General features: G+C 67.6%; 10 protein-coding genes. 5 read left to right on the top strand and 5 right to left on the bottom strand.

What is annotated here, in order from left to right:
• Positions 1-16: 16 nt before the first annotated feature.
• Positions 17-883: an NAD-dependent epimerase/dehydratase family protein gene (locus NI1_RS31980; RefSeq protein WP_067828491.1), complete on the bottom strand. Its 867-nt coding sequence runs from the start codon at positions 881-883 to the stop codon at positions 17-19.
• Positions 884-1095: 212 nt separating this feature from the next.
• On the opposite strand from NI1_RS31980, the gene NI1_RS31975 reads away from it, so the two are divergent.
• The gene (locus NI1_RS31975; RefSeq protein WP_157535446.1) at positions 1096-2043 is read left to right on the top strand and encodes a terpene synthase family protein; all 948 of its coding nucleotides are present in this window, start codon (positions 1096-1098) and stop codon (positions 2041-2043) included.
• Here NI1_RS31975 and NI1_RS31970 read toward each other — a convergent pair.
• Positions 2003-3358, bottom strand: coding sequence for a cytochrome P450 (locus tag NI1_RS31970; RefSeq protein WP_067828484.1), 1356 nt, complete (start codon positions 3356-3358; stop codon positions 2003-2005). The two genes, NI1_RS31975 and NI1_RS31970, sit on opposite strands and share 41 nt — an antisense overlap.
• A 195-nt stretch (positions 3359-3553) precedes the next feature.
• Here NI1_RS31970 and NI1_RS31965 point away from each other — a divergent pair, with 195 nt between their 5' ends.
• A complete protein-coding gene (locus NI1_RS31965; RefSeq protein WP_067828481.1) occupies positions 3554-4171 on the top strand; it encodes a class I SAM-dependent methyltransferase in 618 nt (205 codons plus the stop codon).
• On the opposite strand, the gene NI1_RS31960 is transcribed toward NI1_RS31965, so the two are convergent.
• Positions 4147-4830, bottom strand: coding sequence for a TetR/AcrR family transcriptional regulator C-terminal domain-containing protein (locus tag NI1_RS31960; protein WP_245663502.1), 684 nt, complete (start codon positions 4828-4830; stop codon positions 4147-4149). The two genes, NI1_RS31965 and NI1_RS31960, sit on opposite strands and share 25 nt — an antisense overlap.
• 73 nt (positions 4831-4903) lie before the next feature.
• Here NI1_RS31960 and NI1_RS31955 point away from each other — a divergent pair, with 73 nt between their 5' ends.
• A complete protein-coding gene (locus NI1_RS31955) occupies positions 4904-6373 on the top strand; it encodes an FAD-dependent monooxygenase (protein ID WP_067828475.1) in 1470 nt (489 codons plus the stop codon).
• A gap of 129 nt (positions 6374-6502) precedes the next feature.
• On the opposite strand, the gene NI1_RS31950 is transcribed toward NI1_RS31955, so the two are convergent.
• Positions 6503-7060, bottom strand: a complete 558-nt coding sequence (locus tag NI1_RS31950; RefSeq protein ID WP_067828473.1) for an LppP/LprE family lipoprotein — start codon at positions 7058-7060, stop codon at positions 6503-6505.
• 66 nt (positions 7061-7126) lie between these two features.
• Positions 7127-8854 (bottom strand): arginine--tRNA ligase, encoded by a 1728-nt coding sequence (argS, locus tag NI1_RS31945; protein ID WP_067828470.1) that lies wholly within the window; start codon positions 8852-8854, stop codon positions 7127-7129.
• Positions 8855-8916: 62 nt separating this feature from the next.
• Between argS and NI1_RS31940 the strand changes: the two genes are divergently transcribed.
• Together NI1_RS31940 and NI1_RS31935 are read left to right on the top strand one after the other, a co-directional pair.
• On the top strand, positions 8917-9408 hold the full coding sequence (locus NI1_RS31940) for an Lrp/AsnC family transcriptional regulator (protein WP_067829186.1): 492 nt from the start codon (positions 8917-8919) through the stop codon (positions 9406-9408).
• 191 nt (positions 9409-9599) lie between these two features.
• A complete protein-coding gene (locus NI1_RS31935) occupies positions 9600-13073 on the top strand; it encodes an indolepyruvate ferredoxin oxidoreductase family protein (RefSeq protein WP_067828467.1) in 3474 nt (1157 codons plus the stop codon).
• Positions 13074-13349: the final 276 nt, after the last annotated feature.

Raw genomic sequence — 13349 nt, 5'->3', positions numbered from 1 at the left:
TTTGTATTGCGTGCTGTCAGCGGTAGGAGCCGGTGGTCAGGTCGGCGAGGACGTCGGGGGCCTTGGGCTGCCAGTTCAGGTGGTCGATTCCGGCCTGGCCGGTGACGGTTTGGCTGAGGGCCAGGGCGTCGGCGAAGTGGGGGCCGAGTTCGGTTCGGGCCTGGTCGAGGGGCCAGATCTTGGTTTTGCCGGAGACGCCGGCGGCTTGGGCTGCGGCGGCGGCGAGGTCGGCGACCGGGACGGCGGGCTGGGTGATGGCGTGCCAGATCGAGCCGGGCTGGGCCGCTTCGATGACCTTGGCGTAGAGGTCTGCGAGGTCGTCGATGTGGACCATGGGCCAGACGACCGCGGGGTCGGCGACGACGACGGGGGCTTCGTGTTTGCGGGCCAGGTCGACCAGTAGGGCGGGGATGCCGCCGCCGCGGCCGTGGACGATGCCGGGGCGGATGACGGCGGCGCGGATGTCGGCGTCGGCGAGGGCTAGGACCTGGCGTTCGATATCGGGGCGGTATCCGACGATGGGAATCGGGTTGGTGGGGGCGGTTTCGTCGGCGCCGGTGGTCGCGCCGAGCACCCAGACGCCGCTGGTGTAGACGAAGGGTTTGCCGGTGCCGCGCAGCGGGGCGGTGAGCGCGGTGACGGCGGCCGCGTCGACGGCCGGATCGCCGCTGGGGGTGGCCAGGTTGACGAGGGCGTCGATGTCGGGGGTGACGGCGGCGGTCAGGGATGCGGGGTCGGTCAGGTCTCCGGTGCGGGTTTCGTACTTGCTCGCAGCGATGGCGCCGGGCCGCTCGAGCGAGACGATCTCGTGGCCGAGGGACGAGAGATGTTCGGCGACAGCGGAACCCACGTAGCCGCCCGCGCCGATGAGTAGTACACGCATGAGAATCTCCTCTGGTTGCAACAGCCGCTCAGAGCCGGCACGGGCTCATGAACGGTACCCCCGTAAGGTATTACAGCGGGACATTTTCCGCCAATCATGGTCCGTCGCACGGTTTCACCGGGCCTTTCGGGGATTCCGGGCGGGATCCGGCCGCATACTGACGAGGTCGGCGGTTTCACGCCGGGTGAGTGATATGGCGTACGGAGACGGTCATGGCTGCTGCCGACCCTCGGGAATTGTGGTGTCCACTAGCGACTTCGGTGCATCCGAGGCTGGCGGCCATCGCGGCCGGCAGCAGGGATTGGCTGGACGGGCACGAAGTGATGCCGGCGGATCGACGGGCGGGGTTCTGGGCGGGCGCACCGCACGAGCTGGGGTCCTACACCTATCCGCGCGGTACGCGGGCGGGCGCACAGCTGGCGACCGATTTCATCACCTGGCTGTTCGCGTTCGACGATCTGTACTGCGACGGGAATCGGATCGGGAGTGATCCGGTCGAATTCAGTGCTGTCATAGGCGATTTGATCGAAGTGCTGGAAGCGCCGGCGAGTTCGCCGGTGCTGCCCGTGGCGCGGGCGCTGCGGGATCTGGATCGGCGGGTCGCGGCCGCGGGTTCGGCCGTGCAGCGCAGGCGATGGATCGATGACACCGAGAAGTATCTGCTCACCAAGTTGTGGGAGGCCGGCAGACGGCAGGCCGCGGCACTGCCACCGCTCGAATCCTACGTGCATATGCGCAGGCTCGGCGGGGCCAATGTCGCCTGCCTGATGCTCACCGATATCAGCCTGGGATGCGAGGTTCCGGGCACGGTCATGTGCGAGCGGCCCATGACCGAACTGGTCAAAGCCGCAGCCGATCTCGCCGACCTCGACAACGACCTGCTCTCCTACGCCCGGGAAAGCGGGCCGGACGAGGAATTTCCCATCAATGGCGTGACAGCGGCGGTCCTGCACGGGGCCCGCGATACGGCCGCCGCCATCGACCGCGTGCTGGCGTTCCGGAACGCGCGAATGCACGCGCTGGTGGAGCTGTCGGCGCGATACGCGGAACCGCCCGGCACCCCGGCCGCCGAATTCAGTCGCGGAGTGTGCGATTGGGTGAGCGGTCACATCGCCTGGATCATGAAGTCCGGTCGATATTCGCCGCTGCCCGTGCGGTGACCCGCATCCGCAATCGCCGGGGTTGCAGCGTCGCGGACCGGGCGGGGCGAGTGTCGTTGCCGGACAAGGGATGCAGTTGCCAGCGCGCCACGATGGTGGCCAATGCGAGGGTCATCTCGGTCATGGCGAAGTTCTCGCCGATGCATTTGCGCGCGCCGTCGGCGAAGGCCAGGAAACTCCCCCGCGCCGATGGTTTGGCACCCGGCTGCCATCGATCCGGGTCGAAGCGTTCGGGCTCCGGATACAGGTCCGCCCGGTGATGGATGGTGAAAGCGCTGTACAGCACCGTGGTTCCCGCCGCCAGCGCATGGCCGCCGAGTTCGGTGTCCTCACCGACGGTGCGGGTGACGAACCAGACCGGCGGCCGCAAACGCAGGGTCTCGGTGATGATCCGGCTGGTCAGCGACAGCCGGGGCAGGTCCTCGTACCGTGCCGCCCGCCCGCCCAATATCTCGACTTCGTCGTAAAGCCGTTCCGCGACAGCGGGATTCCGGTCGAGCAGCTCCAGCGCCCAGGTCAGCGCGGTGCCCGTGGTCTCGGTGCCCGCGACGAAGAACGTGATGACCTGATCGCTGATCTCGAGATCACTGAACCCCGCCCCGCCCTCGTGCGCGGCGATCAGCGCCGAGAGCAGATCGCCGTGATCGACGCCCGCGGCACGCCGGGCCGCGATGATCTCGGCCAGCGCGGCCCGGAGATTCGTGATCGCACGCCGGTAGGCACGGTTACCGGGCGTCGGCGCCCGCAGCAGCGCGGACGGCAGTACCGTACGCATCATCATCGCCCGCACGACACGGTCGACATCGAGCAACATCCGTTGCGAAACATCTTGCGGCACAGTGTGACTGAACAAGGCAGCGGCGGTCACCCCGGAAGTGAGCGCATGCATCCCCGCCTTGACGTCGATCACCTCCCCGTCCCGCCAGGCCCCGGTGAACTCGTCGATCCGCCGGCTCATCACCGCCGCGTACTCCCCGTTCCGAGCCGGGTGGAACGCCGGCTGGAGCAACCGCCGATGCCGCCGATGCACCGAATACGGGCAGGTGACCAACCCATCCCCCAGCATCTCCCGCACCCGATCGAGCAGCGGCCCACCCTTGTCGAAGATCCGATCCCGCCGCAGCAACTCCAGCGTCAACTCCGGATCACAGACCGCCACCGCGGTCACCGGCCCCAGCCCGACCCGCACCAGATCACCGTGCTCGGGCAGCGACCCCAGAAACCGGAGCGGATCCCGCAGCAGCGAAACCATATGCCCCACAACGGGTAACCGCTTGGGAACGGTGGCGATCGGCAACCGGACACTCGCCGACATGGCGCCTCCCGCTACGAGCTGCTGCGCGCGGCGACTGATCGGGCCGCATGGCGTCTTCCAGTATGCTCCGGTATGCGTGATGCCTGAATACGCTTTGATCGGGTACTTCGGTCAGAGTCCACGTGAAGATTCGCCGACGCGGAATTCATTGAAATGACAGTTCCGGAATCCCGTCCCAGACAGTTATGGTGAGCCATGGTCAGCTCCACGAATATCGTCGCCCCGCTCTTCGACCGCGTCGCCGCGCTGTACGACCTGGACATCGTCCAGCGCTTCACGTATCGGATCGAGCAGAACCACGTCATGACCCGGCTGCGAGAGCTGCGGCCCGAGCGCATCCTCGATGTGGGCTGCGGCACCGGCCTGCTCACCATTCGCATGCTGGAAGAGCTGTCCCCCACCGAGATCCACGGCTGCGACCTGTCCGAAGGCATGCTCGCCAAGGCGAAAGCCCGCTCGAGTGCCGTGAACTGGCTGCACGGGCGCTCCGAAGCCTTGCCGCTGCCCGACGCCTCGGTCGATGCCGTCACCTGCACCGAGTCGTTCCACTTCTACGACAAGCCGGCCGCGCTGGCCGAATTCCATCGGGTGCTGACGCCGGGCGGGCACGTCGTGATCTCGATGATCAATCCGAGACTGGCTCCGGCGCAGCGCATTCTGGATTGGCAGGCGTTCGGGCAGGCCAATTGGCCCAGTCCGCGCCAGATGCGCCGGCTGTTCACCGAAGCCGGATTCCGTGATATCCAGCAGTCGCGGGTACCCCGGCCGGGCGGGCCGTTGATCCCGAATTACGTCTGGGTCGCCACCCGCTGAGTTCCCGGCCGCTCTATGGCCTCGATGCCGGCGAGGATGGCACGTAGTCCGTACTCGAATTCCACGTCGGTGTCCGCGGTCGCCATATCGGCGACCAGACCGGCGGTGCGGGGGTAGCGGCCGGCATCTACGAGCCGGCCGAGACTGTCCGGGTCATAGGGGGTTTCGCTGTATTCGACGCCGGTACGGGCTTGCTCTTCGATGGCGAAGCCGGTCGTGTAGTGCAGGATGATCGGGAACACGCGACCGGCCGCGGGGGGTTCGAAGCCGGCGTCCTCGAGCGTGCGCAGGGTCAATTCGACGGTGCGCCACATGGTTTCGTCGCTGATGAAGGTGCCCGCGAGGACCTTCGCGCCGTCGCGATAGCGCAGCATGGATCGGCGCAGGCGCTGCGCCATCGCGATCAGCCAGTCCTGCCACGGTTCGCCCTGCCGCGGGGCTTCGACACCGTCCACCGCGGCGATGAAGACGTGCTCGGCCATCGCGTCGAGTAGTTCACGCTTGTTCTTGACATGCCAATACAGGGCGGGCGCTTGCACATTCAGCGCGCCCGCCACCTTGCGCATGGTGAGGCCGTCCAGTCCGGCCTCGTCGAGCAGGTCCAGCGCGGTCTGCGCTATCACCTTGGCGTCCAGTTTCACGGCCGCCTCCCTTCTCACCCTTGACACCTTAACAACGTTCTGGTCTCCTTAACATCGTTAAGCGATTTAACGTTGTTAAGGAGAACGGGTCATGGAGACAACGGACGTGGTCATCGCCGGCGCCGGACCGACCGGGCTGATGCTCGCCTGCGAACTGCGGCTCGCCGGGGTGCGGGTGGAACTGGTCGACGGGCTCCCGGCGCGCACCGGCGAATCGCGGGCCGGCGGCATTCACGCCCGCAGCATGGAGATCCTCGAGGCGCGCGGACTGCTCGACCGGCTGGTGCCGCAGGGCCGCATCATGCAGGCCGGTCACTTCGGCGGTCTGGCCTTGGATTTCAGCGACTTCGAGACCCGGCAGCCGCATATGCTCGCCGTCCTGCAATCGATCATCGAACGCGAACTCGACGGGCGCGCGGGCGAATTGGGGACCGAGGTGCGGTGGTCCTCACCGGTCATCGGCTTCCAGCAGGACGCCCTCGGCATCGAGGTCGAGATCGGCGGCCCCGCACCCCGCCGGATTCGCGCCGCCTACCTGGTCGGCTGCGACGGCGGCCGCAGCTCGGTCCGCAAACTCGCCGGTATCGCCTTCGACGGCACCGACGCCACCGCCACGGGCATGATCGCCGATGTCGAACTCACCGACCCGCCCGCCCAGCCCTTCTTCGCGCACCGCAGCGGCGCCGGCGACTTCTCGGTCGTGCAATTCCAGCCCGGCTGGTACCGCCTGGTCGTACAACGCCACGACCTGGTCCTCCCCCGCGGCACCGAACTCACCTTCGACGAATTCCGTACCCACTTCACCGAACTCGCGGGCACCGACTTCGGCATGCACAGCCCGCGCTGGGTCACCCACTACGGCGACGCCGCTCGCCAAGCCGACCGGTACCGTTCCGGCCGCGTCTTCCTCGCCGGCGACGCCGCCCACATCCACTACCCCGCCGGCGGCCAAGGCCAGAACCTCGGCATCCAGGACGCCGTCAACCTCGGCTGGAAGCTCGCCGCCGTCCTGAACGGCAACGCCGCCGACACTCTTCTCGACACCTACGAATCCGAACGCCACCCCATCGCGGCCCGCGTCCTGAAGAACACCCGCGCCCAAACCGCCCTCATGCGCCCCGGCGCCCACACCGACGCCCTGCGCGAAACCATGAGCGACCTCATCGCCATGGACCAGGTCCGCAAACGCCTCGGCCTGATGATCACCGCCCTCGACATCCGCTACGACACCAAGTGCGATCACCCCCTCGCCGGCCGCCGCATCCCCGACGCCGACCTGACCACCGCCACCGGCCCCACCCGCACAGCCGCCCTCCAGCGCACCGCCCGCCCGATCCTGCTGGCACTCAACGGAACCGACGTACCGAACGTCACCGCATGGACAAACCGAATCGACATCGTCACCGCCGGCACATCGCGCTGGACGGTCCCCGAACTCGGCGAAATCACCCCTCCCGCAGCAGTTCTCATCCGCCCCGACGGCTACATCGCCTGGGCCACCGACGATTCCGATACCACCGGCCTGACAGACGCCCTCACCGACTGGATCGGCGCAGCCTGAAGCCCTCCACCCGCCCGGCGATACTCCACCACGAAGGCCGCATCCATCCCGAGCTCACGAGTTCTGGTGGCTCCCGCGGGCGACCCGAGCGGATCGGTACGCCCGGGCAGCCGTGAGCGGGGTAGCGGGTCAATTGTGGGGCGGGAACTGGCCGTTCGCTTGGATGGTGGTTCCGTTCAGGGTGTAGACGACGGTGCTCGGGCCGCCTTGGGGGCAGCACATGGGGTCGTTGTTCTGGGTCCAGCGGTAGGTCACGGAGACGGTGTTGCGGGTTTTGCCCGCCATCATCGTGTACATGTATGGCTCGGCGGTGGCGGTGCCGAGGTACTGGCCGGCGGTGAAGAACAGGACGTGGGTGTAGGGGTGATTGGTGTTGGTGTTGACCGTCATCCAGGAGAGGACGCCGTCGCAGCCGGCGGAGATCGTGTCGTCGCTGGCCTGGCCGATCGACCAGGTGCCGATCGGCGCGGCCGCCAGTTTGGTGATTGCCTGCTGCGCCAGGCTGGAATTCGAGTCGAAGCAGAGGCCGTGGCCGCTGCCGGCGGGGGCGCCCTGCTGTTGCGCGGCGGCAGGCACGCTCTGCTCCGAGGTCGCGGGCTGCTGCGAACCGGAGGAGGCGCTACAGCCGCTGACGGTCGCGAGCAGCCCCGCGGCCAGTGAAACCATGGCCGCCGACTTGATATTCATCGATCCCCTCCGAAATTCGATCGTCGAGCTGAACATCGGGGCGTCCCGTTCCAGCGTTATCGGCGGCTACATCCGGTCCGGCGCTCCGATCCCGAGCATGCCCAGTCCCGCGCACAGCGTACGGCCGGTGAGGTCGGTCAGTACCAGCCGGGATGCCCGTACCGCCGGATCGGGGGCTTTGAGGATCGGGCACTGCTCGTAGAAGGAGGCGAAAGCCGAAGCGACGCCGAAGAGATAGGCCGCCAGCCGATGGAAGGCCAGGCTATCGGCGACCTCGGCGACCACCTCCGGGAAGGCGAGCAATTCGATGGCAAGCGCCCGTTCGGCCGCCGCCGCGACCACTACCGGCGCACCGTCCCGCACCGGTTCGCCGCCGCTCTTGCGGAAGATCGACTGGATCCGGGCATTCGCGTATTGCAGATACGGCCCGGTATTGCCTTCGAGGGCCAGCATCCGATCGAAATCGAAGACGTAGTCGCGGGTCCGATCGGTCGACAGGTCCGCGTACTTCACCGCGCCGATGCCGACCTGGGTAGCGACCCGTGCCTGTTCTTCCGCCGACAGCGCCGGATTCTTCTCCGCCACCACGACCGCGGCCCGTTGCCGAGCCTCCTCCAGCAATTCGACCAGTTTGATGGTGCCCCCGGCCCGGCTCCGCAGCACCTTGCCGTCGGCTCCCAGCACCGATCCGAATCCGATGTGCTCGGCCCGCGCCGGATCCGCCAGCCACCCCGCCGCCCGCGCGGTGGCGAACACCATCGCGAAATGCTGCTGCTGCGGGGAGCCAACCACGTACAGCAGCCGAGTGGCCGCGAGTTCGCCGACCCGATCACGGATGGCCGCCAGATCGGTTGCCGCATAACCGAATCCGCCGTCGGACTTCCGCACGATCAGCGGCAGCGGCGTGCCGTCCCGCCCGGTGAACCCGGCCGGGAAAACACACTGCGCGCCATCGCTGACCTGAATCAACCCCAGCCGGTCGAGGTCCTCGACCACGGACCCGAGCTCCTCGTTGTAGGCCGACTCCCCCACGAAGTCCGCGTCGGTCAACCGCACCCCGAGCCGCTCGTATACGGTCCCGAAATACCGCTTCGATTCCCCAACCAGCAACCGCCACCACCGAATCGTCGTCTCGTCCCCGCCCTGCAAGGCCACCACCCGCCGCCGGGCCCGCTCCTTGAATTCGTCGTCGGCATCGAACTTCTTCCGCGCGGCCGTATAGAACCCCGACAGATCCCCCACCGACAGCTCCCGAACCGCTTCGGCTTCCCCGATATCGGCCAGATGCTCGATCAGCATGCCGAACGGAGTCCCCCAGTCCCCCAGGTGATTCCGCCGAATCACCCGATGCCCGACCCATTCCAGGGTCCGGACCACCGCATCCCCGATCACGGTCGAGCGCAGATGCCCGACATGCATCTCCTTGGCCACGTTCGGCGCGCTGTAATCCACCACGACGGTCTCCGGCTCCGCCGCCACCGGCACCCCCAGCCGCGCATCCGCGTTCACCGCGCCGATCATCCGCCCCAGCACCGCGTCATCGACGGTCAGATTGATGAACCCGGGCCCCGACACCTCGGCAGTCGCGATCAGACCCTCCAGCTCCGCGACCGCGAGCACCCGCTCGGCAACCTCCCGCGGTGCCACGCCCAGCCGTTTCGCCAAAGGCAACGCCCCGTTCGCCTGGAAGTCCGCGCGCTGTGAACGCTGCACCACCGGATCGGCGATCCCCCCGCCGACCTCCGCGAATGCCCGCGCCAACCGCCCCCGCAGCAACTGTTCCAGGGTCTCCATGCAGCCACCCTAGGTGCGCCCCGTCCGTGATTCATCGCATTATTTGGGCGACCATGGAGGGTATGAGCATCAAGATCGACGCACTGGATTCGGCGTTGCTGGCGGAGTTGGGGCGGGATCCGCGGACGCCGATTCTGGAGTTGGCGCAGCGGCTGGGGGTGGCGCGGAATACGGTGCAGGCGCGGATGAAACGCCTGGAGGGGTCGGGGGCGGTGCGGGGCTACGCGCCGGATGTGGATCTGGCGGCGGTGGGGTTCGGGGTGCACGCGTTCCTGGGCGTGGAGCTGGATCAGAACAAGATGAACGACATCGTGGAGGCGTTGCGCGAGTTTCCGAATGTGCTCGAGGTGCATGCGACGACCGGGCGCGCGGATTTGCTGGTGCGGATCGCGGCGCGCTCGCAGCAGGATCTGCTCGGGATCATCCAGCGGGTGCATTCGGTGCCGGGGGTGAAGCACACCGAGACGATGCTGGCGTTGGCTACGCCGATCGAGTACCGGTCGCTGCCGCTGGTTGAGCAGTTGACCAAGAATCCGGAGGGCGGCGCGGTGTGACGTGGGTCTCGCGGAGACCGAGCAGAATGATGTATACGACGTAGTGCGCTAGATCACTTTTGAGCAGATTGATCAACTTTTTCTGCGGTTGTTGACACCGATCACACGGGACGGCAGATTTCGCTGCACCGATTGCTTCGTCCTTCGTTCGCGGCTCACGACCTGGGCTGCGGAAAGTGTGGTGACTGTTCATGACCGACGTTGCCTGGGAGCCTTCCCTCGCGCAGACCGCGACGGCCGCGCCCTACGATCTCGCCGACCGCTACCGCTCGGGTGCGGGTCCGGTTCTGCTGACCGGGGTGCAGGCGATCGCGAGATTGCTGGTCGAACAGCATGTGCGGGACATCAGAGCGGGGCGGCGGGTCGCCACCTTCGTCTCGGGGTATCAGGGGAGCCCGCTGGGCGGCGTGGACAAGATGCTGCTGGGGATGCCGAATGTGCTCGCCGAGCACGACATCAAGTTCGTGCCGGGCTTCAATGAGGAGCTCGCGGCCACCGCGGTGTGGGGCAGTCAGGCCGATCTGCCGGCGGGGAACGCGACACACGATGGGGTCGTGGGGGTTTGGTACGGCAAGGGTCCGGGCGTGGACCGGGCCACCGATGCCATCCGGCACGCGAATATGTACGGGGTCAATGCGCGCGGCGGCGTCTTGCTGCTGGTCGGCGATGACCCGGCGTCGAAATCCTCGACCGTGCCCGCCGTGAGTGAACGATCCCTGGCGGCGATGGGCGTGCCGGTGTTGTTCCCGCGCAATGCCGAAGAGATCGTCACGATGGGTCTGCACGGGGTGGCGCTGTCGCGGGCCTCCGGGTGCGTGGTCGCCATGAAGATCGTGGCCGATGTCGCCGACGGGGCGTGGACGGTGGACGGATCGGTCGCCGACCTGCCCATCACGGTTCCCGAAGTGCGGTGGGAGGGAAAGCCTTTCGCCTACCGGCAGCGGCCGATGGCGGCGCCGACGGACAGCGTGCTGGCCGAGGCGGATCTGTACGGGCCGCGCTGGGAGACGGTGCGCGCGTACGGCGCGGTGAACGGGCTCGATGTGATCGAGGTGAATCCGAGCGCGGCCAAGATCGGCATCGCGGCCACCGGCACCACCTTCGACGCGGTCCGGCAGGCGCTGGTGGATCTGGGTGTCGATGACGCCGCCCTGCACCGCGCGGGGATTCGCTTGCTGCGCATCGGGATGCCGTATCCCGTTGGCGCGCAACAGGTCACCGAATTCGCCGCCGGGCTGGAACAGCTGATAGTGGTCGAGGACAAGACCGCCTTCATCGAAACCCAGATTCGCGAAATCCTCTACGGCACAGCGGATGCGCCTAGGATCCTCGGCAAACTCGATGGACGGGGCGCGCCGCTCATGCCGTTCGACGGCGAGTTGACCGCGGGCCGCCTGCTGGGTCCGCTGCGCCGCGTGCTCCGTGAGCATGTCGAACTGAAAAAGGCCGCGCCGCCGCCGCTTTCACTGGAAGTGCTCTCCGCCAAGCGCACCCCCTACTTCTGTAGCGGCTGCCCGCACAACCGCTCCACCGCCATCCCCGAGGGTTCGATCGGCGGCGGCGGTATCGGCTGCCACACCCTGGTCACCATGTCCGGCCGCAGCGACAGCGCCGTCACCGGGCTCACCCAGATGGGCGGCGAGGGCAGCCAGTGGATCGGGCAGGCCCCGTTCACCGATGTGCCGCACCTGTTCCAGAACATCGGCGACGGCACCTTCTTCCACTCCGGGCAGCTGGCCATTCAGGCGTGTATCGCCGCCGGGGTGAACATCACCTACAAGCTGTTGTGGAACGAAGTCGTCGCCATGACCGGCGCGCAGGATGTGGAGGGCGGGCTCGGGGTCGCGCAGCTGACGCACAAGCTGACCGTGGAGGGCGTCAAGCAGATCATCATCTGCGCCGACGAACCCAAGCGGCACAACCGCAAAGCCCTCGCGAAGGGCACGCTGCTGTGGCATCGGGATCGGCTGGACGAGGCGCAGCGGCTGTTGCGTGAGATCGAGGGCGTGACGGTGCTGATCTACGACCAGCACTGCGCTGCCGATGCGCGACGCCAGCGCAAGCGCGGCACGCTGCCGGTGCGCAATACCCGGGTGGTGATCAACCAGGCGGTGTGCGAGGGCTGCGGCGACTGCGGGACCAAGTCCAATTGCCTGTCGGTGCAACCGGTCGAGACCGAGTTCGGGCGCAAGACGCGCATCGATCAGACCTCCTGCAACACCGATTACAGCTGCCTGGACGGCGACTGCCCGTCGTTCGTGACGGTGGAGGTATCGCCGGACAAGAACGGGCGCAAGGGCGCTCGCAAGAACTCCGAACCGCCCGCGGTGGCCGATCCGGGTCTCGGCGCTCCGCAGGGCACGCAGAACGTGCTCATCGCGGGCATCGGCGGCACCGGCATCGTGACGGTGAACCAGGTGCTGGCCACGGCCGCCCTGCGCGCCGGGTACGCGGTGGAGAGCCTGGACCAGATCGGCCTGAGCCAGAAGGCCGGACCGGTCCTTTCCCACTTGCGGTTCTCCACCACGGAATTGGAGCCGTCGAACCGGCTCACCCCCGGCAGCGCGACCTGCATTCTCGCGATCGATCTGCTGACCGCCGCCGACCCCAAGAACCTGGCCTACGGTGATCCGGCGAGCACCATCGCGGTCGCCTCGACCAGCCACACCCCCACCGGCGACATGGTGTACGACAAGTCCGTGGCTTACCCGGCCACCGGTTCGCTGCTCGATCGGCTTGCCGCGGTGACGAATTCACAGCGCGCCTTCGATGCGCTGGCCGCCGCCGAAAGCCTTTTCGGCAATACCGCGGCAGCCAACTTCCTGATGGTCGGCGCGGCCTTCCAGACCGGCGGACTGCGCCTACCGGCCGAGGCGATCGAAGAGGCGATCGGCATCAACGGCGTCGCGGTGGCGGCGAATATCGCCGCCTTCCGCTGGGGCCGGGTCGCGATCGCCGATCCCGCCGTCTTCGCGAAGGCCACCGAAACCGCACTGCCGCAGCGCGGCCGCCCCGAGCTCCCCGCTGAACTGCTGGCGGGCACCACCTTCGACGGCGAGGTCAAGCGCCTGGTCGAACTGCGGGCCGCCGAGCTGATCGACTATCAGAACGCGAAGGTCGCTCGCCGCTACATCGACACGGTGCAGTTCGCCTGGTCGGCGGAGCGTGCGGTCACCGAGCGCACCGACTTCAGTCAGGCGGTGGCGCGTGGCCTGCACAAGTTCACCGCCTACAAGGACGAGTACGAGGTCGCCCGCCTGCTGGTCGATCCCGCCTTCCTGGCCGAGGTACAGGCCCAGGTGCCCGGTGGTGAGAACCTCACCTACAAGCTGCATCCCCCGGCCCTGCGGGCCCTCGGCCGCAAGAAGAAGATCGGCCTCACCCCCAAATCGCATGTGGCACTGAAGGTCCTCGCCAAGGGCAAGCGCCTGCGCGGCACCAAGCTGGACCCCTTCGGCTACGCCCACGTGCGAAAGGTGGAGCGCGAGTTGCTGTCCCAGTACACCGACCTGGTGAACCGGCTGGCGACCACCCTCACCCCCGCGAACTACCGCACCGCCGTCGAAGCCGCCGGCCTGCCGGACCTGGTCCGCGGCTACGAGGACATCAAGCTCGGCAATGTGGAGCTGTACCACGCCCGCCTGCGCGAGCTCGGCCTCGAATAATCGAGGCCGGACTGCCGCAGCGGCATCCCAGAACCACAGCACGCCAACCGAACTACAGCCCGACAGCCCGAGCCACTGCACTCCGTCATCCCGGCGTGCTTCTGGCCGGGATCCACACCCCACGCACCACAACCCCGTGCGCGTGGACCGAACACCCCCTCGTCATCCCGGCATGCTTTTGGCCGGGATCTCACCGCCCGAAGTGAGATTCCGGCCAAAAGCGCGCCGGAATGACGGAGGGGACAACGAACGCCCGCCCACAAGGCAAGGGCATCC

Source organism: Nocardia inohanensis NBRC 100128 (assembly GCF_001612945.1).
Lineage (GTDB): Bacteria > Actinomycetota > Actinomycetes > Mycobacteriales > Mycobacteriaceae > Nocardia > Nocardia inohanensis.
The sequence above is the reverse complement of the archived record's forward strand: the minus strand, read 5'-3'. Positions and strand labels throughout refer to the sequence as shown.